Origin of the sequence: Vibrio sp. D417a (assembly GCF_030248595.1) — a bacterium.
Lineage (GTDB): Bacteria > Pseudomonadota > Gammaproteobacteria > Enterobacterales > Vibrionaceae > Vibrio > Vibrio alginolyticus.
In genome coordinates this window covers 20,479-46,950 of record NZ_JAHGAM010000018.1, presented here as the reverse complement: position 1 = coordinate 46,950, position 26,472 = coordinate 20,479, and the positions used below count along the sequence as shown (strand labels likewise).

Sequence of the window (26,472 nt, the reverse complement as noted above, 5' to 3'; positions counted from 1 at the left end):
ATTAAAACAATTATCATTAAGCCTTCACGATGGATAAGAAAAAGCAAAGCAGCTTGAATAAGTGGCTGAAGCAACAAAGTAAGTTAGCCAAGCGCTGGCTTATGATTGCGATAGGCCTAGGCGTACTTTCAAGCGTGTTTTTATTGGCTCAAGCAGCCCTGCTCGCCTCCATTCTGCACCAGTTAATCATTGACCAAGTCGACAAAGCCGACCTCATTTGGCATTTTGTTGGGCTCGGTGGCACGGTTATCGGTCGAGCTGCTTGTACCTGGGGTCGAGAGCTTGCCGGTTACCGTTGCGGGGAGCAAATTCGAGTTTATATTCGCCAACTCATTTTAGATAAAGTTCATAAACTTGGGCCAGCTTACATCAAAGGCAAACCTGCTGGCAGTTGGGCAACGCTCATCTTAGAGCAGGTAGAAGATATGCAAGATTTCTTCTCACGCTACTTGCCTCAAATGTCATTATCGGTACTAGTGCCTTTCATCATTTTGGTTGTCGTATTCCCAGTAAACTGGGCAGCAGGCTTGATCTTCCTGGTCACTGCACCACTAGTGCCTATTTTCATGGCACTGGTTGGGATGAAAGCCGCAGAAGCAAATCGTAAAAACTTTAAAGCGATGCAGCGTTTGTCGGGTCACTTTTATGACCGCTTGCAAGCAATGACAACCATTCGCTTATTCGATAGAACAAAATCTGAAACTGAGACGCTAAAGGGGGCTTCAGAAGTCTTTCGTACTCGTACCATGGACGTTCTGAAAATCGCGTTTCTGTCTTCTGCGGTGTTAGAGTTTTTTACTTCTATTTCTATCGCAATTACCGCTGTCTACTTTGGCTTTAGTTATATCGGGGAGCTGGACTTCGGCTACTACGGCACAGGTGTTACGCTCTTTGCTGGTTTGTTCATTCTGATTCTTGCGCCAGAGTTTTATCAGCCATTACGTGATTTGGGCACGTTCTATCATGCGAAACAGCAAGCGGTTGGCGCAGCAGAAAGCATTGTCGAGTTTCTGGATTTGGAAGTCGATCAAATCAAAGATGGTACCCAAGCGTTAGATAAAAACAGCCCTATCCATATTGAAGCGGACCAGTTAACCATTTTTAGTCCGGAAGGTAAGCAGCTCGCAGGTCCCCTATCCTTCTCTCTTGAAGCCAACAAAAGTACAGCGTTGGTTGGACCAAGTGGCGCAGGTAAAACAAGTTTGGTAAACACAATCCTCGGTTTCATGCCTTATCAAGGTAGCTTGAAGATTAATGGTTGTGAATTGTCGCGACTGGATCTAGCCACATGGCGAGAGGCAGTAAGCTGGATTGGTCAAAACCCGATGCTATTACACGGTAGCATTCGAGATAACATCACACTAGGTAAGCACAATATTCAGGATGCAGACGTACATTCTGTGTTGAATGACTCTCACGCTGCTGAATTTGTTGAAATGCATGGGTTGGATTATCCGATATCTGATCGTTCTGGTGGTTTATCTGTCGGCCAAGCGCAGCGTTTAGCACTGGCTCGCGCCATGCTACAAAATGGTCGTTTTTGGTTATTAGATGAACCAACCGCAAGCTTAGATGCTCGCAGTGAAAAACTCGTGATGGAAGGCATTAACAAGTATGCGCATGCCACAACGAATTTGATGATTACTCACCAACTTGCGCCTTTACAAAACGTATCGCAAATTCTTGTTATGCAGGACGGCCAGATTGTTCAACGTGGTGATTACGCCACACTGTCGACAGAAGATGGCTTATTTAAAGACATGTTGGAAGCGAACCTCGCACAACGTGAAACAGACAAGGGGAACTTAGATGCGTGATTTACTCCCTTATCTAAAACTCTATAAGAAACACTGGTTTGGTCTTTCGCTAGGTATGCTACTGGCATTTCTGACCTTAGCGGCGTCTATTGGCTTATTAACGCTATCAGGTTGGTTTATTTCAGCCGCAGCGGTGGCAGGCTTGACGGTTGCTCGTGAGACCTTCAACTACATGTTACCAGGTGCCGGGGTACGCGGCGCTGCAATGGCTCGAACCGCAGGTCGATGGGGAGAACGTGTCGTTAGCCACAATGCAACGTTCAAGCTGCTTACCGATCTACGTATCTTCTTCTTTAAGAAACTTGCACCACTGATTCCGGGTCGTGTTTCTACGATGCGTGATGCCGATCTGCTCAACCGCCTAGTAGCGGACGTAGATGCGATGGATCACGTTTACCTTCGACTTATCAGCCCTGTCGTGATTGGTGTTTTTGGCATATTGAGTTTAACGGCTGTCCTGGCTTTCTTTGATTGGCATCTCGCCCTACTGCTTGGCTCGATTCTTACCGTCATGTTGTTTGTATGGCCAGTACTGTTCTATAAACTGGGTAAAAACAATGGCGAGAATCTCACTCATCATAAAGCGCAATTGCGAGTGGCGACACTGGACTGGCTTCAAGGCTACAGTGAACTGAGTATCTTTGGAGCAGAAGAACGTTATCGTAATCTCATTCTAGAGAAGCAGAAGCAGTTGCTGTCTAACCAATTTGTGAACGCGAATTTAACGGGCATGGCTTCAGGACTGCTTATGCTGGTGAACGGCATTACACTGGTTGTGATGCTTTGGTTTGCTGCAGACGGCGTAGGTGGTCGTGCTCCTGATCCTTGGATTGCGCTGTTTGCGTTTGCAACCATGGCGAGCTTTGAGATTCTGATGCCTATCGCGAGCGCATTCCAGTACCTGGGTCAAACGTTGACTTCTGCTCGTCGTTTAAATGAAGTAATTTTGGCTGAACCTGACGTTGTCTTCCCTGAGCAATCGAAACATAAAGGCACAACGTTAGACATTGAATTCGACAACATTGACTTCACTTACCCTGACGGTCAGCAAAAGGTGCTGAAAGACTTGTCACTCTCACTACCGTTGGGCACTAAAACAGCGATTGTAGGTCAAACAGGTTCAGGTAAATCAACACTGATTCAGCTTCTTTGTCGCTACTGGGATGTAAACCAAGGTGAAGTTCGAATCGGTGGTACAAAACTGCAAGATTGGAGCGAGTCGGACCTGCGAGCAGCAATGACTGTGGTCAGTCAACGCGTAGATGTACTAAACGGGACACTACGTGACAACTTACTCATGGCCGCTCCGGACGCAAGTGATGAGCAACTGTCTACTATTTTACAAAAAGTCGAGCTTGGCGGACTTCTTGAAGAGCCGGGTTTAGACGCTTGGTTAGGCGACGGCGGTCGTCAGTTATCTGGTGGTGAGAAACGCCGAATCGGTATTGCTCGAGCATTGCTACGTGATGCCCCAATCCTACTCTTAGATGAGCCGACTGAAGGCCTCGATAAGCGTACGGAACAAAAAGTGATGGCGCTTTTCAATGAACACTTTGCTAATAAGACAGTAGTATTCATTACACACCGACTGATAGAGCTAGAAAGTATGGATAGCATCTGTTTGATGGAACAAGGTGAGATCATCGAACAAGGCGACCATCCAACGCTACTCGCTCAAAAAGGTCGTTACTACCAGCTATTACAATCTCTATAATTCGATTTTCAGTGACGAGAAGGGCTCATCAAACGATGAGCCCTTTTGTTATTCCTGTATTATTAGTTACCTAATTAAGCACGTATACAGTGCTGATTTACCGACCAGATTTTTTGAGATAAGCCGCCATTTCATCTTCCGGAACCATGCCCCCACCTGTTGCCCAAACAAGATGTGTTGCGTTTTTGAGTTTTTCTTCGTCAAATTTCATTCGAGACTGATAAGCATGGTTATTCGAGACGTGCACTGCCCCAATCATACCGGCTAATGCAGAAGGCTCTAGATTAATACCTTCCAGTTCACTTAACTCACCCAAGTGGTGATACATACGAGCGTCATCAATGGTGTAAAAACCATCAAGTAGCCTTTCCATCGCTCTTCCGACAAATCCCGAGGCACGCCCGACTGCCAAACCATCAGCGGCGGTGATGTTATCGATACCCAGATCTTGCACCGAAATATCGTCATGCAAGCCTGTATGTACGCCCAACAGCATGCACGGTGAGTGCGTTGGCTCTGCGAAAATACAGTGGACATGCTCGCCAAATGCTACCTTCAAGCCAAATGCCACCCCACCAGGTCCACCGCCAACACCACAAGGAAGATAAACAAACAATGGATGATGCTCATCAACAACGATTCCCAAGTCATCAAACTGCTGCTTAAGACGCTCACCCGCAACAGAGTAACCTAGAAACAGCGTCCGTGAGTTTTCATCATCGATAAAGAAACAGTTGGGATCTTTTTCTGCCTCTTTACGACCTTGCTCGACAGCAATACCATAATCTTCTTGGTGCTCTACGACATTAACACCATGTGACCGGAGCTTATTTTTCTTCCATTCCCGCGCATCCGCAGACATGTGGACTGAAACTGAAAAACCCAGCTTCGCACTCATGATGCCGATGGACATACCAAGATTGCCGGTTGAGCCAACCGCAATACTGTACTGCTTAAAAAACTGCCGAAACTCATTGCTGAACAATTTGCTGTAATCATCGCTTTCACAGAGCAAGCCGGCATCAAACGCCAACTTTTCTGCATGAGTGAGCACTTCATAAATACCACCTCTCGCTTTGATCGAACCAGAAATTGGCAAATGACTGTCTTTTTTGAGCATTAAATGGCCCAATATTGGCGTGCCGTATTGCTGCTCCAAACGCACTTTCATATTGGGAATATCCACCACTGCGGACTCAATAACGCCACGCGACGTTTCCGTTTCGGGAAACGCTTTCATCAAATAAGGCGCAAATCGTGTTAGCCGTTCACTCGCCGCTTGAATATCTTTTTCATCTAACCCGACATGAGGTAAGCCTTCCTCCAAGGAAGTGATATGGGGGTTAAACCAACAAACCTCTTCAAGATCAATAAGTGCTGCCAAGAGTGGGAACTGCTTAGTCAGCGCTTCAATATTTGCCTTGGTCATTTTACCTTCCTGGAATGATGTGAGTTGAGATAAACAAAAGCGCCGCAATAGCGACGCTTTGGAGAATAACTATCAGTTTGAGCTTACGCGTAGTTTTTCTCAAACTCTTGCATGAAGTCTACTAACGCTTGAACACCTTCTAGCGGCATTGCGTTATAAATGGATGCTCGCATACCACCAACTGCTCGGTGACCTTTTAGCGCTTTCAGCCCTTTAGAGTCTGCTAGCTCAAGGAAGGTTGCATCCAGTTCAGGCTTAGCAAGTTGAAATGGCACGTTCATCAAAGAACGGTTTGCTGAGTGCACGCCATTACGGTAGAAATCAGACTGATCGATGTAATCATACAGTAGCGCGGCTTTAGCGCGGTTCACTTGCTCAATCGATTTTACTCCACCCTGTGCCTTCAGCCATTTGAAAACAAGACCAGACAGGTACCATGCAAAGGTTGGTGGCGTGTTGAACATTGATTCTTTTTCTGCCAAAACAGTGTAATCCAAAATACTTGGTAGTACCTGCTTCGCCATACCTAATAAATCATCGCGCACGATAGCAATAGCAATGCCGGAAGGACCAATATTTTTCTGAGCGCCCGCGTAAATCACACCGTATTTAGACACATCGATTTCACGAGAAAGAATTGTCGAAGACATGTCAGCAACAATCGGTTTGTCGGTGATAGGAAGATCGTTAATCTCAATACCATCAATGGTCTCATTTGGACAGAAGTGAACGTAAGCCGCTTCTGGAGCAATTTTCCATTCACTTGCAGGTAGAACCGCGACTTTCCCGTTGATTTCTGTTTTTGCATCAAACACGTCTGGTTCGCAGTATTTTTTCGCTTCAGCTACCGCGCTTTCAGCCCAATAACCACCATCGATGTAAGTTGCCGTATCGGCATCACCAAGTAAGTTTAGAGGAACAGCAGCAAACTGAGCACGAGCACCACCTTGGCAGAACAGCACTTTATAGTTGTCCGGAATATTCAGAAGATCACGTAAATCCTGCTCGGCTTCTTCTGCAACTTTGATGAACTCTTTGCTTCGGTGGCTGATTTCCATGACCGAAGTGCCAAGACCTTGCCAATCGATTAGTTCCTTTTGTGCTTGCTGCATAACTGCTTTAGGCAGACCTGCTGGCCCTGCACTGAAGTTAAATACGTTGTCCGTATTTTGTTCCATGATGCTCATTGCTCCTGCTATGTAAATATTACGAAATTAATATCACGTTTTCGCAGTGATAAAAACAAGAAAAGAGGTCTTACGACCTCTTTTTAAAGACTAAGCGTTGAATTGGAACAAATTCGCAACAACACGAATTACTGTTGTTGCATCAAAGCAGGCATAAGTAGAGCCACCAATGGGAACTCATGCCCATTTTCGAACTTCAATTTGCCTTCACCAATTTCTGCTTTTAATTGATAACCGCCCTCTACTTTTTCGATCAACTCCATAATAAGGAGCTCATCAATCCCTTCTTGAATAAATGGGTAATGCGTTACTAATTCATCAGAGAAGTAAGTGCTAAGTTCACCAGTAGTGGCCGTCACCAACTTCATTGGATCTTGAGTAATATGCTCAGTACCTTCAGGGATGGATAGTTGCCACTCATTGTGGAACTTGCCGTCACCGAACGCGAGTGAAAGCTCGTTCACGGATAAATCAAAACCTTTGCTAAACAGCGTATCGACATGCGGCAATAAATTCGCAATTTCCTGCTCATCTAACATAGGAGAGCTTTGATAGATAGACATAATTTGATCAAAAGACTGGCTATCCACATCTGCAATTGAGAAATCCAACTTAAAGTTATCGACATCCGTACCATCAGTTAAACGCAGTTTCTTAGCATCTAGGTTTAATTGACTGTTCAGCTTATCACCAGACTCATTCATCGTAGTGTTACCACGGTAGCTCGCATTTTGAATCAAAAAGACAGGCGTTAAGTTCGAATCGACCACATCCAGCCTCTCGAGAGAAAAAGATTGCTCACCCAGCCAGTAGCCTTTTGCTTGCTTTCCTTTACCTTGCCCTGTCAATGCATTCAGATGAAGCTCTTCACCGTTTTCAAAATCCACTTGAACAGAAGGAACGGAAACTTGGTAATTGAGATCACCCAATACCGTCACATCACCTGTTACTTTTGCAGGGCTTGTAGAAACAGAAACACCTTGCGCTTCGTTACGATAATGCCAACTGTCTAGGTCGAGGATAAATGCTGTATTGCCATTTAGTTGAGTCTGGCTATGCATCGTGAGAGGCAAAAAGTCATTGTCCACCAATTTTGAATCTGCTGTTAGGCTTGTTAGACCGTGGCTAACATCACTGGTTACGTCAAACGTCGTTGGCATACCGTCACGCTCTAACTGCGTTTTAAGCTCAGGATCAACAACTGAATAACGAGTCAGCACGATTGAAGACAAATAACCACGCTGATACTCGACCACTTCGCCTTTAATCATTTCATCATTCATATTGGTAATACCATCTTCAATGATGGACTGACCAATTTGTCCGACAGCCAATGGCCAACACAGTGCTAATGAGATAGCACCACCAATGGCGCCGATTTTTTTAAGATTTTGCATAACGTCACTTATTAGATATTTTCGGTCAGTCTACCCCAAACCACCTGCGGAGAAAACATTGAGACAAATCAGACTATTGATGCTTATTCTAGTCCATTAATCAGGAATCATACTTGGCTCCCACTCATCATGTCCTTTTATTGTTAAAGTTTGCGTGGCGAAGTTTTAACCGGAGCTAAAACATCTGTGAATCGTTATGCTGTGTTGTGTCTCGACAACAACCCAATCAGTGCTGAACAGTTTCGATTGGAGCTGTCTGCCTTCTCAAGTAAGTTTGATATTTTTTCTGTCGAATCGATAGAAGAGGCTCAAAGCGCTTTAGAGTATCTAGAAGAAAGAGAACAGACTGTTGCTTTAGTTATAGCGAGCCATCACGCTCATTTTAACGGCGTGGATTTTCTTATTGGTTTAGACCGGATGCCACATACCGAGCAAGCAAGAAAAATTCTTATTAGCTGCTCGTCTGATATAGAGGCAATTCTCACTGCCGTTAATGAGGGCAGGCTCGACCACTGCCTCACTAAACCTTTGCCAGATCACGTCTTATTTAACACAGTGCAAAAAGAGCTGACCCAATTTATCTTGCGAAATGGCAAAGAAGACCTGCTAAGTTACAGTCAGATATTGGATCATCACAGCTTGTTGCGAGCGCACATCAATAACCAGATGAGCCATTATCAAGCCGGATTCTTACACGACTACCACTCGATGTCTGATGCCGAGTTAGCCGAGCAAGTGATCTCCGCTCTCCAACAATTTTTCAAAGATAATGACGAAACAAGAGCGTGCCGTACATACTCACCTGAACACTTATTAACCGTGGAAGGCGAGCCAAATTGCTTTTTGTGGTTTATCACCGAAGGTGAAGTGGCTCTGTACAAGCGCGATGAGCAAGGCATGCAGCGAGAGGTTGTACGCCATAACAAAGGGAATATTGTCGGAGGCATGTCGTTTGTTACTGGGGAATGTTCTTTCTCGACAGCTCTAACACTAACCAAAACAGAAGTTATCAAACTCGATCGCAACGTATTCAATAAAGTGATGCAAAGCGACTCAAACTTACTGCCTCTTTTTACAAACTTGCTTTTACGCCACTTCAACCGCCGATTGCAAAGAAGCATCAACACCAAACTGCAACTTCAAAAAACGCTCGAATCTTTAGAATCAGCCCACCAGCAGCTCATTGAAAGAGAAAAAATGGCGATGCTTGGTCAATTGGTTGCGGGAGTAGCCCACGAACTAAACAATCCAGTAGCCGCGATATTGAGGGGCGTAGAGAATTTAACGCATACGCTAGAACGATTACTTAACGATGCGCCAAGTTCCGATATACAAACCAAAGGCATTGAATTACTGAGCAAAGCGCAAACCTCAAAACCCGCTTCAACCGCCGAGCTCAGATCACGCGTAAAAGCGCTTAGCCATACTCTTCCAGACCGAGCATTGGCAAAAAAAGTGGTGAGCCTTGGATTAGAGTCCGATCAAGAGCTACTTACCCAACTAACGAGAAAGCAGCAAGCATCTTATCATGCTCTCAATACACTAGAGCAATACCACAAAGCAGGTTCTACACTTCGCTCAATTAATGTCTGTGCAGCACGAATTGCTGATATGGTAAAAAGCCTGAAAGGATATGCTCGGTCAGATGATGAGACCCTGCACTATGCCGATATTCATGAGGGCATTGAAGACACCTTGGTGATTTTCGAGAACAAATTAAAAATGCACCAAGTTTCAACCGACTATGCAAACTTGCCTTCCATCCTTTGTCAACCGATCGCACTCCAACAGGTGTGGACGAATTTGGTCTCTAACGCCATTGACGCATTTCCAGAAAAAGGGGTGTTAAACATACAAACACGCCTTGTAGAAAAAGAGCACACACATTATGCCGTTATCTCATTTGAAGATAATGGATGTGGCATTCCTGAATCGCAAAGAGACGCCATTTTCGAGCTGAACTTCACCACAAAAAAAGAAGGTAACTTTGGCTTAGGCATCGGGCTGTCCATCTGCCAGCAAATCGTAACAGCACACAGAGGGTGGATTGACGTCGAATCAGAGATCGGCCAGTTCACACGAATGACCGTCTGGTTACCAGTCATCGAAAAAGGAGATGAAACATGACCAAGTATCTAATTTTATGTGTCGATGACGAACGAGAAGTCTTGGATAGCGTGCTCCAAGATCTTGCTCCCTTCGAGGAGAACTTTGTCGTCGAAGGAGCGGAATCGGTGACTGAAGCTCGGCAGGTGATTGAGGAGATGGCGGAAGAAGAAGTTCAGCTTGCGCTCATTTTATGTGACCACATTATGCCGGAACAAACTGGGATCAGCTTCTTAATCGAACTCAGTCAAAATGGTGACACAAAAGCAGCGCGCAAAGTTTTACTCACAGGACAAGCTGGTTTGGAAGACACCGTAGAAGCCGTAAATAACGCGAGTCTCGATTATTACATTGCCAAACCTTGGAAAGGTGAAGCATTGAGAAAAGCAATCGTGTCTCAGCTTACCGCGTTTGTGATTGAGAATGATGATAACCTGCTATCCTGGACTCAAATCCTTGATTCTGAGGCAGTCCTCAACGCCATGGCAGAAAGAAGAGCAAGCTTTGGCGAGTAATAAAGTGTTTGGTTCTAACTTGAACTCAACGATACTCATTGCACCACCTTACCTCGCATAGTAGAGCGAGGTTAGAAAAACATCGTTACTTGTCCGAGTGAAATTCTCGGACACTACGTATATGGCGTAGTTTTTGCTTAAACCAAGGAACTATTAAGTTAATTGACAAAACATCGACACATTTTTGTTGGTCGTGGACCTTCCTTTTTATTATGATGTCGGACAAATCAGATTACGGTTCAAGTGGTTGCTTGAATCCATGGAAATAATGAACAAGGTTTATCGTTAGTTATGCGTAAAACACTATTAGCCGCTGCCTTACTAGTGGCATCAAGCCATGCCCTAGCTGCAAACGATCGCAATGCGCCAGCAACTATGAGCAACTTTAGCTACGACTATTTCGAAGCACGTATTGGCGCAAGTCCTGTGACATTTGGTGCTGGATTCAGCAAATCAATTCACCCGAACGCGCATGTTATTGCTCGTATTGACTCTGAGTTTGAAAGTGATTTTGACTCAGCTGCAGGCTTTGGCTTCCATTCTCCGCTAAACAACTGGGCAGATCTTACTGGTGAAATGCTAATGCGCGTTGTGCAACCTTCGAATGAGAGCAGCACAGATGTTGGTATGGAGCTGAACTTAGGTGTTCGCCAATGGTTGGGCCCTCAATTAGAAGTAGGCGGCAAAGTCGGCTACGTTTCTATCGATAACGATGACGATTGGACTGGCTCTGCCTACGCTCGATTCCACTCAACAGAGCTTTTCTCTTTGGGTGCTGAAGCACGTATCAACGATTTTTACGGTGATCAGGTAATGTTCACTACGCGTTTTAAGTTTTAAGATTTGTGCTGTAAGAAAAGAGCAAATTAAAAAAACAAAAACCGAGGTCTCTGCCTCGGTTTTTTTGTCTAATTTAATGACTAACTCAATGAAGTGGTAAAAAACTTCAACGTCCTTTTTCCGCTTTTCACACTTGCCTTTACGACCCGCTAACTCCATCGAAACGAGTCAATCATTGTGCGATCAGCTTCGCTTAGTCACACAGTGCCAATAACTGTTTTTTACGCGGCTCTTGGATCAGTTTCCAATGTACGCCATCAGTTGCACCAGCAAATTTCCACAGTAGCTTTACATCAACATCATTACCGTAAGCCGTTTTAACTTTGTTGAAGACTTTTACAGGTCCAAGTTCTAAAAAGGTTTCTACGTCATCAACACCGGCTTTCTTGACCATACGTTCAAGGGTTAGTTGCATGTTGGGTAAGTCTCTTAAGCGTCTACTGGCAGAGGACTTTTGATATTTCCGTTCCTTAATTGAGTATTCAATTGATTTCTGTACCAGTTCATCAAGCCCTACATATCCGGATTCGAATAAATCGGTTACATCATAATAATTTACGGTTGCCGTCGTCTGTTTTTTGACGTGCTTATACTTCTCACAGCTCAGTTGAGTAAACACTTCATCTAGCCCATTACCACCACGTAAGTAGCAGCAATCATTGCTGACAAGCGCAAACATAGCATCATCGGTGAATAAACCAATACCACCGAACATAGAACGTTTTTGGTACTCACTGAAGGTGCGTACATATTTAAAAAAAGCTTGGTCTGTCATGTCCATTGACCTCTTTAATCTGAATAAATTACCCCGATTAGCGATGTCACCAGATAAACAGCAGCTTATAGCGAATTATAAATGTCGATTTGTTGGCGATATTTTTGTGAGTTGTGCTCACCAACTTGCTTAATCATACTTAACGTTGAAAAATAAGTTAGGACATAGGTCACATATAAAAAAGTATAAATTCTGCATACGTGATTAGTTTCACACTTATTGTTTGTGTGGTGATATTTTTTTGACGCATAGCATGCCTAAAACGCGCCATCATTATGATCTCGCTGGCAATTACGGGCACATAATACGCATTTAATTGATAAAGAATACGCTGTAAGGGTACACTGTACGAAAGATCTCAAGTACAGCGTCACAATGGAACATTTATCATTTTTTTGGCTGCCAAATAATAAAGATAAGCTTATAAACGCACTGGAATCCGAGTTTGCTCAGCTGGTAGAACAGTCCATCGCCACGGGTAAGATTTCGTTACCTCCTATTCCTGATGTCGTGCTTAAAATTCAGCATTTATGTGTCGAAGAACACACCACGATTGCCGATGTTGCTAACTGTTTATTGGAAGATCCCGGATTAGCAGCGGTCGTTTTACGAGTCGCTAACTCTGTGATTTTCAATCGCAGAAATATCACCTGCAACGACTTAACTACAGCGGTATCTCGTCTCGGAATACTTCGTGTACGTGATATTGTTACCGCACAAGCGATCGAGCAACTTAAACACTCAGTTAATCTCACTAAAGAATGCAATGCCATCTTGGTGAAGAGTGCGGCGATATCGCGTGAGCTCGGTGCCGTCATGGTGATGTTGGTTCAATCGTTTCGTAGCCACGAGCCAGGCACTTATGGTCATCTAGAGCAAGAAAAGGCGTTATTGGTCGGTCTATTAGCCGATATAGGGTTATTTTGCCTAATTAATGAGTACCACTTGTACTTAGATAGGGGCAATTACTTAGACCCAGATATTGCATTGCAGATCTTCCAAACACGTTGTTCTGCCACAAGTAAACTGGTACTTGAGCGTTGGGGGTTTGACAACGACTTCAGAGAAGTATCCTCAAACGAAAAATACGAGTTAACGCGACCAGAAGTGAGTTATCTCGACATCGCTAGAATTGCGCATCATTTATTGATGTTCCGCAATCACGATGAACGCATTGACGAACATGAAGTTGAATTCAACTTAACTGGTGCAGAAGTCTTGTATGAACTTAGTAACATGAGTGATACTGACTTCAATGATCAAATCCGTGCTGTACTCAATGCTAGCGGTTTGTAATTTATCGCTTTCTGATAATACCTTATCCGCGATAAAACGATTCGCTCAAGGCTGAGCTGTGTGTGGTGAAATGTCTCTAATTTCAACCGATAGATAATTTGATTTATGCGTGTTGATGTTATCTCAAAAAGGAATCATTGAGCTTTATGTTCTCAGGGATGCTATTTATTTTCGCTCCGCTTGTGGTGGGGTATCTAATTCCTATATCTCGATCTTCGTTATTGGAGAAGATCAATCAGTCAACGTCCTACCTTATTTACGTCATTTTGTCGTTGATGGGTCTTAGCTTAGCGGCGCTCGATAATTTAAGCAGCAACTTACAAAGTATTCTCCTCTATGCGAGTACGTTTTTTTTGTGTCTAAGTGCCTGCAACCTGTTGGCTCTGCCTATTATTGATAAAATTATCCCACTCCAGACCAATCAAAATCAAAAGAAGCTACCGTTATCTTCGATGGCTTTAGAGTCTGTTAAGCTTATCGTGGTCGTTGGCGGCGGGTTAGTGGTTGGCCTGCTGTTACCCATTGATTTGAGTTGGGTAGATACAGCAAGCGAATGGATACTCTTTCTACTTCTATTTTTTATTGGTATTCAGCTGCGCAATAGTGGACTTACTCTGCGTCAAATCCTATTAAATAAACAAGGAATGGCCATTGCGGCTGTTGTCATCGCAACATGTATGCTTGGTGGCGTTCTTGCAGCGGTGCTTTTGGATCTTCCTCTTTATCAAGCACTCGCAATGGCTTCAGGTTTTGGCTGGTATTCACTCGCAGGTATTTTAATGGGTGACGCTTTTGGTCCGGTATTTGGTGGCGCGTCGTTCTTGATTGAATTGATGAGAGAGCTAGTCGCACTGGTTGCCATTCCTCTCTTTATTCGTAGCTATCCGTGCACCGCAATTGGTTATGCCGGTGCAACAGCAATGGACTTCACCCTACCCGTTATTCAAACCACCGGTGGTGTGCGTTGTGTTCCTGTTGCTATCGTTAGCGGCTTTATTTTGAGTTTATTGGTACCAGTTATGATGCTTTTCTTTGTATCACTTGCTAGCTAGATCTCAGGTTTTCGCTTTAACATCCATTACAATACGGCAAAAATTTAAATACCCAGTTAACGTCAAAGTGGTCAATATTTTTTGGCAAGACCCCTCTTTCTTTTCGTCATTCAGCCCAACGATTTGTCACGACCAAATAGAAAGAAGGGAGAAACATCAACTGATGTGCATTGCGTTAATAAAGGGATAACAACCAGAAGGAAGAAGAATGAAACGCTTTGTCGTTGCAGCGCTCCTCGCTACAAGCTCAACTTTTACGCTTGCCGCAGATCAACAATGTCTTGCTAGCAAATACGATGGCTACGTCGATGCCTCACTACAGTGGTATCAAGATCTTGTTGATTTGACGGTTACCCAATATCCAGATCTGAAAGAAGTTAGTCAATGGTTCTTGGATGGACGTAAACATCACTTTGAATTAAACCGCGAAGCGGTTCACTACTTTCTAGAGAACGACCCTAGCCGCGTTGCGACGGAACAGCCAATCGAAGCATGGTTAAAACTAGAGCAACATGACGTTAAGCAGTTAGCGACCCGAAGCGATAAGTTAGGTGAAGTTGCAAAACAGACATTTAGCGACCGTCAATCAACTAACCACCCAAAAAACTACGAGCTTCGTTCAGCATTCGCTGATCTGCTTAGTCATCCCCAACAAATTGATACCGCACTTAATAAGTACAATCAGTCAATAGAAAAGATTGAAAAGCAGAAATGTGACTAAGATTGCTCGCATTAGTCGTTGATTAGCATTCGATAACATCAGAGTGTTTTAACGTACTCAATCTAGAATTTTTTAATGTGAATATCGTAACCTTCACCTAAAATTTTCATTTCTACAACTTGGGTTTCAACAATTAAAACGGGACTTTGCGCCCGTTTTAGTTTAGATTGTGCCGCTCGCATTACCAAAATAACTACAAAGATTCTTTGCTATGGTTAAGGAACAAAAAACCGCTGATGTTAGCTTTGAGAGCTTGCTAAAGATCTTCACTGTCCCAGAAGGTCCGGACTCAACGTTAACTAAAATTGACGAGAGCCTCTCGCGAAATCTAAATCAATTTCTTCGTGAACACATCGTGGCAGAAGAAAAGCCTTTACGCGAAATCGAAAAAGACTTTTCTTCTGCTCAGATTCCTGAGCAGCCAGAGTTCGTGTCAGATCATACAGAGCACTTACTCGACACTTTGGTGTCGCACTCAGTTCACACATCTTCACCAAGCTTCATTGGTCATATGACATCGGCACTGCCTTATTTCTTGATGCCACTGTCAAAGATCATGATCGCCTTAAACCAAAACCTGGTAAAAATAGAGACTTCCAAAGCCTTTACGCCACTTGAGCGTCAAGTTTTGGGTATGCTGCATCGCTTGATATATGGTCAGAATGATACTTTTTACAATCAGTGGATGCACAGTGCAAACCACTCATTAGGCGCATTTTGTTCCGGCGGCACCATTGCCAATATCACTGCGCTTTGGGTAGCACGTAACAAAGCGTTAAGAGCCAATGGCTCATTTAAAGGCGTGGAAAAGGAAGGCCTTTTTAAAGCCATGAAGCACTATGGCTATGATGGCTTAGCGGTGCTAGTGTCTGAGCGTGGTCACTACTCCCTTAAGAAAGCAGCCGATGTATTAGGGCTAGGCCAAGAGGGCTTGGTTGCGGTTAAAACCGATACCAACAACCGTATTATTGTCGACGACCTTAAAGCAAAAATTGTTGAGCTCGAAAAACAAAACATCAAACCTATTGCTGTTATTGGTGTGGCTGGCACAACAGAGACAGGTAATGTTGATCCATTGCCTGAAATCGCTGAAGTCTGCCAAGCCCACGGCTGTCACTTCCATGTGGATGCCGCATGGGGTGGCGCAACACTTATGTCTAACCATCACCGTCACCTTCTTAAAGGCGTGGAAATGGCAGACTCAGTAACTATTGATGCACACAAGCAGCTCTACATCCCGATGGGCGCTGGTATGGTTCTGTTCAAAGACCCTGACGCAATGAAATCCATAGAGCATCACGCTCAATATATATTGCGCAAAGGTTCAAAAGACCTAGGCAGCCATACATTAGAAGGTTCACGTTCGGGTATGGCGATGTTGGTCTACGCCGCAATGCACATCATAAGTCGCCCAGGTTACGAGCTTCTGATTGACCAAAGCATTGAAAAAGCTCGATACTTTGCGGATTTAATCAAACAGCAAGATGATTTCGAGTTAGTTTCTGAACCAGAGCTTTGTCTGCTCACATACCGTTATTTGCCGCCATTCATCCGTGAAGCATTAGCACAAGCAGAAGGCTCACAAAAAGAACAACTGAATGAGCTGATCAATGAGTTAACACAGTTTATTCAAAAGCGTCAGCGCGAAACGGGCAAATCGTTCGTTTCACGTACAAGACTGAACCCAGACCAATGGCAACGCATGAATACGATAGTGTTTAGAGTGGTTTTGGCAAATCCACTGACCACAAAAGAAATTTTGAGCTCAGTGCTTGATGAACAACGCGAAATCGCCAAGCAAGCACCAAATTTGATGAAAAGAATTCAACAGCTGGTTGTTGATATTCAATCGTCTTAACAGCCAGATCGAGTTACATCAATTTGAAATTTTTTTTCGTTTTGATGTAACTCAAACATCATTATCGTGCGACTAGCGCAACAAAACTTCGTTTACACATCCAATTCTGTAGTTTTTACAACATTTTGTTTGAGGCCTGTCAAATTCTCACTAAATAGTACCCGTTATTGGTTTAGACTGATTGAAGATCAGGTTTATACTGATTCTATGGCGCTGGTTGTTTTCGTTAACGCCCCACTCTACTCCGGAATCTTCGTGTTTCCTTTCGTTAGCAGAGCCAGCGAGTTGTTCTCTATACCCTCGTGAACACTATGAATACATTAGAAAAAATTCAAAAAAACCTGGAGAATTTCAGTAAGTCAGAGCGCAAAGTTGCGGAAGTAATTATGGCGTCTCCACAAACTGCAATTCATTCAAGCATTGCAACGCTGGCTAAAATGGCCGACGTTAGTGAGCCCACTGTAAACCGCTTCTGTCGTCGTCTGGACACCAAGGGCTTTCCAGATTTTAAGCTTCACTTGGCACAGAGCCTAGCCAACGGCACCCCTTACGTTAACCGTAATGTGGAAGAAGACGATGGCCCAGACGCGTACACCCATAAGATTTTCGAATCGACGATGGCGTGTTTAGATGTCGCGAAAAATAGCCTAGATCCAATGCAAGTGAACCGTGCGGTCGATTTGCTAACGCAAGCGAAGCGCATTTCATTCTTTGGCCTTGGTGCATCATCTTCTGTTGCCCGAGACGCACAAAACAAGTTTATTCGCTTTAATATTCCAATTACTTGTTTTGAAGATATTGTTATGCAGCGCATGAGTTGTATCAACTGCAGTGATAATGATGTTGTGGTTCTTATTTCTCATACCGGTCGAACAAAGAGTCAGGTAGAAATAGCGAACCTTGCTCGTGAAAATGGCGCAACGGTTATTGCGATTACAGCGAAGGATTCTCCTCTAGAAAAGGCAAGCTCGCTGGCTATCACGCTCGATATTCCAGAAGATACCGACGTTTACATGCCAATGGCGAGCCGAGTTGTACAAATGACAGTGATTGATGTGCTAGCAACTGGCTTCACTCTTCGCCGTGGTACTGGTTTCCGTGAGAACCTAAAACGCGTAAAAGATGCGTTGAAAGACAGTCGCTATGACAAACTAAGCCAGTACTAAGCACTAAAGCTTAGTCCATACTTTATCTAGGGGAGCTCAAGGCTCCCCTTTTGTTTTAATGCTGCTAAGGGAGCAATCACCCTAAGTCGTTGACACTCGATAAGTCCGTTCTTGATTCCAGTACTTCAACAGAACTGACATGTTGTGCACTCTCAGCTGCGCACTCTCCGCTACAATCACAGACTTGCTGCAATATGTAAATCAAACGTTCCTGATTCAGGGGTAAAGGATTCCCTTTGATTGCCATTGATTTAAGCGCATCATTCGCCACTTGCTCAAAAGAGGTTTGGCATACTCCAAATTGAGCCAGTAGCGGTAACGCTAACTTATCTAGCACCATATTTACCCAAAGAATTCCATCGTGTTCGTTAGCATTTACTCGCTCAGTGACTAATTGGGCCAGCTTGCGATAACGACTTATCACATCATTCCTACCCGCAAGTTTAGCGGCGTTAATGTTCTCCTGCATCACGTGCGGAGCTAGGCGAGCCGTAATAACGCTATGGGGGGCGTCTAACTTACCTCCTAACGCCGATGCTAACCCATGAGCGGCACCTAATTTGGCATTAGTAATCGCCATACCACCAAGCAATGCAGCGAACGATAAATCAGAGCGCGCCTTATGATTATTTTGCTTACAAGCGGCAATCACTGAACGGCTTAAACGGCGTAGCCCCTCTTCGCAGACCATATCAGTAAGAGGGTTTGGCTCACCACACACATATGCTTCCATTAAATGAGTGAACGCATCCATTGCGCCACGTCCAGATGTGTATTGGTCGGTCCCGTAAGTAAGTGTCGGGTCTACAATGGCAACGTCTGCGAGCATATCAGGGCTTCGAAGACTCACTTTCACTTTATCTTGTCCAGATTTCAGCACAGCATTTCTGGTCACTTCTGAACCGGTGCTTGCTGTCGTAGGAATTGCAATAAAATGAAGAGGCTTTGCTTTTAAAGGGACGCTTCTTCCTACCACTTCTACGTAATCGTAAACATTGCCTTGATTGGGAATAATGGCGGCTAAGGCTTTGCCCATATCGATGACGCTGCCACCACCTATCGCAACCACCATATCAGGTTGGAATTTTCTACCGAGCACTGCGGTCTCTTCTACCATCGTGATGTATGGTTCACCAACGATAGCTACGTGCTGGTAACGCATATTTTGAGCTTTAAGGTATTGGATAATGGGGGCGGCTCGTTGGGTATCCTGCCCAGTAACCAGCAAAACACTGTAGCCAAATTGGTTAATAACGGATAATGAAGATTGAAGTGCACCTTCACCAAATATAATCCTTGTTGCAGTCATAAACTGAAACATACACACCCTCCCAAAAGAATATACCCAAATAACCTCTCGCCCTCTGATTTAACACTTATGTAAGAGTTGAAGTTATTTGCGTATAGCCAAAATAGATTGCAATTTTTTTAAACAAAAAAAATTGACCAATTCCACCTTGCCATCATTAACCCTTTAGAATGTATGTTTTTTATGCGTCACTTCACATACTTCAGAGCCGTAAAATAAGAACGCGCGTTTAGTTTTTATTCGATAGATTTCACCTATAGAACCAAGAGGTAATTGCCGCTTTATTTCCGTATCTGGATCGGGCATAGTTACTCCAACAAAAGAAAGCGCACTCAGCCGCTATGTTTTGTACGCTTTCAAAAAAGAATAGATTTAGGAGAAATAAGATTATGTTCGTTGTTATCTTTGGTCGCCCTGCATGTCCTTTCTGTGTTCGTGCAAAAGAGCACGCAGAAACGCTAAAAGCAAAACGTGATGACTTCAACTACCGTTACGTTGATATTCACGCTGAAGGTATTTCTAAAGCAGATCTTGAGAAAACAGTTGGTAAACCAGTTGAAACCGTTCCTCAGATCTTTATCGACCAAGAGCACATCGGTGGCTGCGACGAGTTCGAAGCATACGCGAAAGAGCACCTAGGTCTATTTGACGAGTAATAAAGACTGTTTTCAAAAAAGCCGCTTCATGCGGCTTTTTTATTATTTTTCAGCTGGTTATTACGTTAAGTCAACTAATGGTAAAACCTAAAAAAATTCACTTATCTTTTTGCTATATTTAGTTACAATTCACAGTTCTTAATCTTTTTTGGCACACACTCTACCGAGCCACACAGTGAACATAGACGTCGTATACCTTCTCGAGCAAAACCCTATCCTTCTAATCTTCGTCGTATTAGCCATTGGCCTTGCCATCGGAAAAATTCGATTTGGCAAATTACAATTAGGCAACTCTATTGGCGTTCTTATTACCTCTTTGGTAATGGGCCACCTTGGTTTCTCATTTAATGCAGAAGCTTTAACCATTGGCTTTATGCTGTTTATCTACTGCGTTGGCATTGAAGCTGGACCAAACTTTTTTGGTATATTCTTCAGAGATGGTAAGCATTATTTTATTTTAAGCATGACTGTTCTCGTGTCTGCGGTCAGCTTAACGTATGGCTTGAGTCACTATTTCGGCCTCGATTTTGGCTTATCCGCAGGTATGATGGCAGGCGCATTGACCGCAACGCCAGTACTGGTTGGTGCACAAGATGCTCTTAACTCTGGCCTTGCGACTATACCGCGGAATATGGAATTTTCTCTGGTATTAGAAAATCTATCCGTAGGCTACGCGATGGCTTATCTGGTCGGCTTAATTAGCATGATCATGTTTGCTAAATTGTTGCCAAAACTGCAAAAACAAAACCTTTCTGATTCCGCGCAGCAAATCGCACAAGAGCGTGGCCTTGGAAATTCAAGCCAGAGAAAAGTGTATTTACCCATTATTCGAGCTTACCGAGTGGGCCCAGAGCTAATTGACTGGACTGATGGTAAAAACTTGCGAGAACTGGGTATTTATCGTCAAACTGGCTGTTACATTGAACGAATCCGTCGCAATGGTATTCTCGCCCACCCAGATGGTGATGCTATCTTGCAAGAGGGAGATGAAATTGCACTGGTTGGCTTCCCTGACAGCCATGCTCGCTTAGACCCTAGCTTCCGTAATGGTAAAGAAGTATTCGACCGTAACTTGCTTGATTTGCGCATCGTTGAAGAAGAAATCGTCGTAAAAAGTGACGCTATCGCTGGTAAGCGTTTATCGGATTTGAATTTGTCTGAGTTTGGCTGTTTCTTAAACCGCGTAGTTCGCGCTCAGATTGAAATGCCTATGGACTTAGACATTGTGCTCGCTAAAGGGGACGTCCTTCAAGTGAGCGGCGAGAAAAGCCGAGTACATGGACTGGCGGAAAAAATCGGTTTCATCTCGATCCACAGTCAAATGGCCGATTTGCTCGCTTTTTGTAGCTTCTTTATTTTGGGTATTCTGTTTGGCCTCATCACAATGACATTCGGTCAGGTGTCTTTCAGTTTGGGTAATGCGGTGGGTCTTCTGTTATCCGGTATTACGCTTGGTTTTTTACGAGCAAATCACCCTACTTTCGGTTATGTCCCACAAGGGGCGCTGAATATGGTCAAAGATCTAGGGTTAATGTTCTTTATGGTGGGAATTGGTCTAAGTGCAGGTGGAAAGATGTTCGAGCACCTAACGCAAGTAGGTCCAAAAGTCATTGGTTTGGCATTTATTGTCAGTGTCGTGCCTGTAGTTCTGGCTTACTTAGTTGGCGCACACGTACTCAAGATGAACCGTGCCCTGCTCTTCGGTGCCATTATTGGCGCCCGTACTTGCGCTCCAGCTATGGATGTCGTTAACGACTACGCTAAGTCCACCATCCCAGCCCTTGGTTATGCGGGTACCTATGCGATTGCGAATATTTTAATGACGCTAGCTGGTACGATACTGATAATACTAAGTTAATACTCACTTTGGCTATGAAATACAAAAAGGCGCTCAATGAGCGCCTTTTGTTTATTGGTTATCTAGTCTGTGATTAGATTTGAATGAAGTCTGCTTCAACTGCTGGATTCACATCCGCTTCGTAATCTACGCCTTCAACGCCGAAACCAAATAGTTTCAAGAACTCTTCTTTGTACTCAACGTAGTCAGTCAGCTCTTTTAGGTTCTCAGTCGTAATTTGAGGCCATAGCTCACGACAGTGCTGCTGAATGTCGTCACGAAGTTCCCAGTCATCCAGACGTAGGCGGTTCATCTCATCAACTTCTGCCGCGCTACCGTCTTCTTTGTATAAACGTTGGCTGAACATACGGTAGATTTGTTCCATACAGCCTTCGTGTACACCTTCTTCGCGCATTTTCTTGAATACCATTGCGATGTACAGTGGCATAACAGGAATTGCAGAACTCGCCTGAGTTACAACAGATTTAAGTACCGCAACATTGGCACTGCCGCCTGTTGCTGCTAACTTGTCGTTTAGCGCTTTCGCTGCACGGTCTAGGTCCATTTTTGCTTTACCTAGTGCACCATCCCAATAAATTGGCCAAGTTAACTCAGTACCAATGTAGCTGTACGCGACGGTCTTACAACCTTCAGCAAGAACACCAGCATCAGACAACGCATTGATCCAAAGTTCCCAATCTTCACCGCCCATTACAGTGACAGTGTCTTTGATTTCTTCTTCTGTTGCAGGCTCAACGCTAGCTTCGATGATCACATCTTTGTTGGTATCAACAGCCGTTGATGTGTAAGTTTCACCGATAGGTTTAAGAGATGAACGAACTAATTCACCAGTTTCTGGCATTTTACGTACTGGAGATGCCAGTGAGTAAACCACCATATCGATTTGACCTAAGTCTTTTTTGATCAGCTCGATAGTTTTCTGTTTCGCTTCATTTGAGAAAGCGTCGCCGTTTAAGCTTTTTGCGTACAGACCTTCTTCACGCGCTAGCTTTTCAAAAGCAGCGGCATTGTAAAAACCTGCTGTACCTGGTTTCTTCTCAGTACCTTCTTTTTCGAAGAAAACACCGATAGTTGATGCACCGCCACCAAATGCCGCAGCGATACGAGAAGATAGACCGTAGCCACTTGATGCACCAACAACAAGAACACGCTTAGGTGCGTTTTTGATTGGACCTTGCGCTTTGGTGTACGCAATTTGTTCTTTTACGTTAGCTTCACAACCAACAGGGTGCGTTGTAGTACAGATAAATCCACGAATTCTAGGTTTGATGATCATATTCAACTTCCTTTAAAAAACCTTGTTAGGATAAAAGTTTCGTTGGGATTTCGCATCTAATTTCTGTAAAAATGCTCTTAAAAGGCAAGTGGTTGGAGCACTATCCCACCATCCACTCCCCAAGAATACAAAAAAGCACCTCATTGAGGTGCTTTTCTTAACATTAGTTGTCTATTATGCCGCCGGATTCAACTGCGACTTTTTTGGGCTATGAGTTCGCACTTCAGAAAAGTCATGACTAAAGTGGTCAACTTGAATCGCCTTGTAGCGCAATTTATCTGCAGCCATGATTTGATCAATCTCTTGTTCAGTTAACACGCCTGCTTCAAATGCTTGCTGCAAACGATCATGTAGCAGACCTTTACGAGCCACTTTACCATCCTTCGCTGCCTTCATAAGTTTACGCTCCAAAGGTTTAATGTCGTACATTGCAAGGAATGCATTCTCCATTAAGCCTACGCTGTCATCCTCTGATTTTCCGATGTAGCACAGATGCGTGAGGCGATCACGTTGCGCGCCTGGCGTCATCATCGCTTCAGCCAAATTCACACACAGCTCATCACTTGGCTTATTGAAATGATTACCAAGCGGGAACAATAGCCCCTTAAGCACACCGCCAACGTATTTCACAGGGAAGTTGGTGTAAGCCTCATTTAATGACTTAGAAGCGTTATACAAACAGTGTTGAACAGCGTAATGAACGAAGTCTAGATCGCCTTGTTGACGGCCTTCATCTTCATACTTTTTCAAGGCAGCAGATGCCATATATAGATAGCTTAATCCATCACCCAAACGTGCGGAGATCATTTCTTTACGCTTCAAGTCTCCACCTAAGGTTAACATCGCAAAGTCTGCACTTACTGCAAGTGCACGACTGAGACGAGTAATGTCTTTGTAGTATTGCTGGGTTGGGCCACTCATGTGCGCGTTAACAAATCGAGAACCAGTTAGTGCTGCACCAAATGCACCGAATGTATTACCGAGAGCGTGCTTGATGTGTTTAAAGAGTAAGTTGTCAAATTCTTTCGCACCTTGTTCAGAATCTGGATTCGCCGCAGCTTCCATTTCTTTTAGAACATATGGGTGACATCGAGTCGCACCTTGACCAAAAATCATCAGGTTACGAGTCAGAATATTCGCGCCTTCAACAGTGATAGCAACCGGGATACCAAGGTAATGTTTAGCAAGATAGTTCATTGGACCATCTTGAATCGCACGACCCGCATGGATATCAAACGAATCATTTAGAATGGTACGCGCGATTTCCGTCATGTGGTACTTGGCAATCGCGGTTACAATCCCAGGTTTTTCTTTCATATCGAGAGAAGTCGTCGTTAGCGTACGCGTCGCTTCTAGTAGGTAAGTAAGACCACCAATGCGCCCCATTGCTTCTGCAACACCTTCAAACTTACCGATCGACATTCCAAACTGTTTACGCACGTAAGCATAAGCACCTGTTGTACGTGTAGTAAGGTGACCAATCGCTGTGCCAAGCGCTGGGAGAGAGATACCGCGACCAGCAGAAAGACACTCAACCAGCATACGCCAACCTTTACCTGCATAATCAGCGCCACCGATCAACCAGTCCATAGGGATGAAGACATCTTCACCACGAGTAGGACCATTCATAAACGCAGACCCCAGAGGATCATGGCGTTCGCCTATCTCGACACCTTCATGGTCAGCGGGAATCAACGCACATGTAATGCCAACCTCTTTCTTGTCACCAAGTAGCCCTTCAGGATCCTGCAGTTTAAATGCTAACCCGAGCACTGTCGCAACTGGCGCAAGCGTGATGTAGCGTTTATTCCAACTAACTCGCACGCCAAGCACTTCTTTGCCTTCATGGGTGCCGTAACAAACCACGCCTTGATCAGGTATGCCACCCGCATCAGAACCCGCTTCAGGGCCAGTTAGGGCGAAACAAGGGATGTCTGTACCATCAGCTAAACGAGGCAACCAGTAATCTTTTTGCTCTTGCGTACCATAGTGCGATAGCAGCTCACCAGGGCCAAGAGAGTTTGGTACCATTACCGATACCGCGGTACTGATACTTCGAGTCGCAATACGAGAAACAATGGTTGAGTTCGCCAAAGCGGAAAATTCACGACCACCATATGCTTTCGAGATGATCAAAGAGAAAAATCGCTCTTTACGTAGGTATTCCCATACTTCAGGTGGTAAATCCCTGTCTTCTTTGACAATCTTCTGGTCATCAAGCATTTCTAGCAGGGTTTCAAGCTCATTATCCATAAATGACTGCTCTTCTGCCGTCAGTGTAGGCGTTGGATAATGATGCAATGTTGTGAAGTTTGGCTTGCCTGAGAATAGTTCGGCATCCCACCATACACTACCCGCTTCCATCGCCTCTTTCTCGGTGCTAGACAGAGGTGGCAATACTTTTTTGAACACTTTAAAAGCCGGGTCACTAATCCATTTTCTTCGTAGAGAGCTCATAGTTCAGATCCTTTTGTTCACGTAACCGCTCGGGGTATAATCTTATTATTGGTTTAACTTTCTTATTTGTCTTATGCCAACTGCTTTGCTGACATTCCTGCTGACAAATATGGAATCAGTAAATCGACGACAGATTTCACATCGACTTCCTTTTCAAACTTACTTTCTGCCAGCTCCGAAAGAGCCTGGCTTGAAGCCATCGTAAATACACAGGTTCCTAACGTGAAGTGCAACCGCCAAAACAACTGTTCTTCACATAGTTCCGGGTTCGCCTTCATTATCGAGAAAGTGAAAAGGTTCAGTACCTCTTCGTATCTGGTGGTAATGAACCAGCGTAGATGACCTTGAACGTCTGTATAACCGCGGCCAATTAACAACATAAATAGCGCAGTACCATTTGGGCGTACATCATTTAATGTACGTAAAGGTAATCGCAATGACTCAAAGACATCGTCCATGTTGTAGCTATCGCGCGTGTTTAACTCAATTAATGAAGTCTTAATGCTCGGCATTAGTGCTTCTAAATACCTATCTAAAACCGCTCTAACCAGCGTTTTTTTATCGCCAAAGTGATAGTTTACCGATGCTAAGTTAACGTTAGCTTTACCTGTTATCGTTCTTAGCGAAGTATCATTAAAGCCATGTTCAGCAAAGAGTCCTTCTGCGACATCGAGTATTTTTTCTTTTGTTGATGTTCTCGGGGCCATTTTAATCACTCGTATTAAACAACTGTTTGAAAATATACTCCCGAAACTTAAGATTAACAAATGATTAACATCACACTTTAACCAATTGGTCTGACCAGACAGTAAAAGGTGTGATCTAATCTTTTGAAATTCAATCGAATACTCCAGTGAGGCTTGTCAGAAGAAAACGATCAAACTTCTCAGTCCATCGCAATTGAAATGCTAACAATAGCCTTGGCGGCTTGGAGTGAGCGACGAGAGTATGAAATACATCTTCGGTTCTAGGGGAGATAAAATGAGAAACACAGAAGTTAGTAACTTCGCCAAGTTGGTAATCCATCTCGATTTTTCTATTAC

The 26,472-nt window shown here is 44.0% G+C and carries 20 protein-coding genes; 12 read left to right on the top strand and 8 right to left on the bottom strand.

All coding sequences use genetic code 11. The features are described from left to right. Positions 1-29: 29 nt before the first annotated feature. A complete protein-coding gene (gene cydD, locus KI742_RS17360) occupies positions 30-1,817 on the top strand; it encodes a cysteine/glutathione ABC transporter permease/ATP-binding protein CydD (protein WP_285384798.1) in 1,788 nt (595 codons plus the stop codon). After that, a complete protein-coding gene (cydC, locus tag KI742_RS17355) occupies positions 1,810-3,531 on the top strand; it encodes a cysteine/glutathione ABC transporter ATP-binding protein/permease CydC (protein WP_104979018.1) in 1,722 nt (573 codons plus the stop codon). Before cydD ends, cydC begins: the two co-directional genes overlap by 8 nt. 97 nt (positions 3,532-3,628) lie before the next feature. Here cydC and KI742_RS17350 read toward each other — a convergent pair whose 3' ends face one another. From KI742_RS17350 to KI742_RS17340, 3 genes are all read right to left on the bottom strand, one after another. Continuing rightward, the gene (locus KI742_RS17350; RefSeq protein ID WP_206957341.1) at positions 3,629-4,960 is read right to left on the bottom strand and encodes a D-serine ammonia-lyase; all 1,332 of its coding nucleotides are present in this window, start codon (positions 4,958-4,960) and stop codon (positions 3,629-3,631) included. Between the two features lie 83 nt (positions 4,961-5,043). Next, positions 5,044-6,138: a 3-phosphoserine/phosphohydroxythreonine transaminase gene (serC, locus tag KI742_RS17345; protein WP_285384797.1), complete on the bottom strand. Its 1,095-nt coding sequence runs from the start codon at positions 6,136-6,138 to the stop codon at positions 5,044-5,046. A gap of 137 nt (positions 6,139-6,275) precedes the next feature. Further along, a complete protein-coding gene (locus KI742_RS17340) occupies positions 6,276-7,544 on the bottom strand; it encodes a DUF945 family protein (protein ID WP_285384796.1) in 1,269 nt (422 codons plus the stop codon). 186 nt (positions 7,545-7,730) lie between these two features. Here KI742_RS17340 and KI742_RS17335 point away from each other — a divergent pair, with 186 nt between their 5' ends. The 3 genes from KI742_RS17335 to KI742_RS17325 all read left to right on the top strand — a co-directional run bounded on the left by KI742_RS17335 (position 7,731) and on the right by KI742_RS17325 (position 11,005). After that, complete coding sequence (locus tag KI742_RS17335; protein WP_213910998.1) at positions 7,731-9,671, top strand: ATP-binding protein; 1,941 nt, start codon at positions 7,731-7,733, stop codon at positions 9,669-9,671. Next, complete coding sequence (locus KI742_RS17330; RefSeq protein WP_130546680.1) at positions 9,668-10,165, top strand: response regulator; 498 nt, start codon at positions 9,668-9,670, stop codon at positions 10,163-10,165. Before KI742_RS17335 ends, KI742_RS17330 begins: the two co-directional genes overlap by 4 nt. Positions 10,166-10,456: 291 nt before the next feature. After that, positions 10,457-11,005: a hypothetical protein gene (locus KI742_RS17325; protein ID WP_005378006.1), complete on the top strand. Its 549-nt coding sequence runs from the start codon at positions 10,457-10,459 to the stop codon at positions 11,003-11,005. Positions 11,006-11,198: 193 nt separating this feature from the next. On the opposite strand, the gene KI742_RS17320 is transcribed toward KI742_RS17325, so the two are convergent. Continuing rightward, a complete protein-coding gene (locus KI742_RS17320; RefSeq protein ID WP_005378007.1) occupies positions 11,199-11,786 on the bottom strand; it encodes a TfoX/Sxy family DNA transformation protein in 588 nt (195 codons plus the stop codon). Positions 11,787-12,155: 369 nt separating this feature from the next. On the opposite strand from KI742_RS17320, the gene KI742_RS17315 reads away from it, so the two are divergent. The 5 genes from KI742_RS17315 to KI742_RS17295 all read left to right on the top strand — a co-directional run bounded on the left by KI742_RS17315 (position 12,156) and on the right by KI742_RS17295 (position 17,873). Further along, positions 12,156-13,076, top strand: coding sequence for an HDOD domain-containing protein (locus tag KI742_RS17315; RefSeq protein ID WP_285384795.1), 921 nt, complete (start codon positions 12,156-12,158; stop codon positions 13,074-13,076). A gap of 146 nt (positions 13,077-13,222) precedes the next feature. Beyond that, positions 13,223-14,128 (top strand): lysine exporter LysO family protein, encoded by a 906-nt coding sequence (locus KI742_RS17310; RefSeq protein ID WP_005378011.1) that lies wholly within the window; start codon positions 13,223-13,225, stop codon positions 14,126-14,128. 208 nt (positions 14,129-14,336) lie between these two features. After that, on the top strand, positions 14,337-14,849 hold the full coding sequence (locus KI742_RS17305) for a hypothetical protein (RefSeq protein WP_017634875.1): 513 nt from the start codon (positions 14,337-14,339) through the stop codon (positions 14,847-14,849). Positions 14,850-15,060: 211 nt separating this feature from the next. Beyond that, entirely contained in the window at positions 15,061-16,707 is a 1,647-nt protein-coding gene (panP, locus tag KI742_RS17300; protein ID WP_258495016.1) for a pyridoxal-dependent aspartate 1-decarboxylase PanP, read from the top strand. 311 nt (positions 16,708-17,018) lie between these two features. After that, on the top strand, positions 17,019-17,873 hold the full coding sequence (locus tag KI742_RS17295) for a MurR/RpiR family transcriptional regulator (protein WP_005378021.1): 855 nt from the start codon (positions 17,019-17,021) through the stop codon (positions 17,871-17,873). Positions 17,874-17,949: 76 nt separating this feature from the next. On the opposite strand, the gene KI742_RS17290 is transcribed toward KI742_RS17295, so the two are convergent. Continuing rightward, a complete protein-coding gene (locus KI742_RS17290; protein ID WP_017634877.1) occupies positions 17,950-19,194 on the bottom strand; it encodes an iron-containing alcohol dehydrogenase in 1,245 nt (414 codons plus the stop codon). A 377-nt stretch (positions 19,195-19,571) separates the two neighbouring features. Between KI742_RS17290 and KI742_RS17285 the strand changes: the two genes are divergently transcribed. Both KI742_RS17285 and KI742_RS17280 read left to right on the top strand, forming a co-directional pair. Then, positions 19,572-19,838, top strand: coding sequence for a GrxA family glutaredoxin (locus KI742_RS17285; protein ID WP_005378026.1), 267 nt, complete (start codon positions 19,572-19,574; stop codon positions 19,836-19,838). 175 nt (positions 19,839-20,013) lie between these two features. Then, positions 20,014-21,696, top strand: coding sequence for an aspartate:alanine antiporter (locus tag KI742_RS17280; protein WP_005378028.1), 1,683 nt, complete (start codon positions 20,014-20,016; stop codon positions 21,694-21,696). Positions 21,697-21,769: 73 nt separating this feature from the next. Here KI742_RS17280 and fabV read toward each other — a convergent pair whose 3' ends face one another. The 3 genes from fabV to KI742_RS17265 form a co-directional block, all read right to left on the bottom strand. After that, entirely contained in the window at positions 21,770-22,972 is a 1,203-nt protein-coding gene (gene fabV, locus KI742_RS17275; RefSeq protein WP_285384794.1) for an enoyl-ACP reductase FabV, read from the bottom strand. 174 nt (positions 22,973-23,146) lie between these two features. Further along, positions 23,147-25,429 carry an acyl-CoA dehydrogenase gene (locus KI742_RS17270; protein ID WP_017634878.1) on the bottom strand — a complete coding sequence of 761 codons (2,283 nt, stop codon included), beginning with the start codon at positions 25,427-25,429 and terminating at the stop codon, positions 23,147-23,149. 71 nt (positions 25,430-25,500) lie between these two features. Next, on the bottom strand, positions 25,501-26,136 hold the full coding sequence (locus KI742_RS17265) for a TetR/AcrR family transcriptional regulator (protein WP_005378033.1): 636 nt from the start codon (positions 26,134-26,136) through the stop codon (positions 25,501-25,503). Between the last annotated feature and the right edge of the window lie 336 nt (positions 26,137-26,472).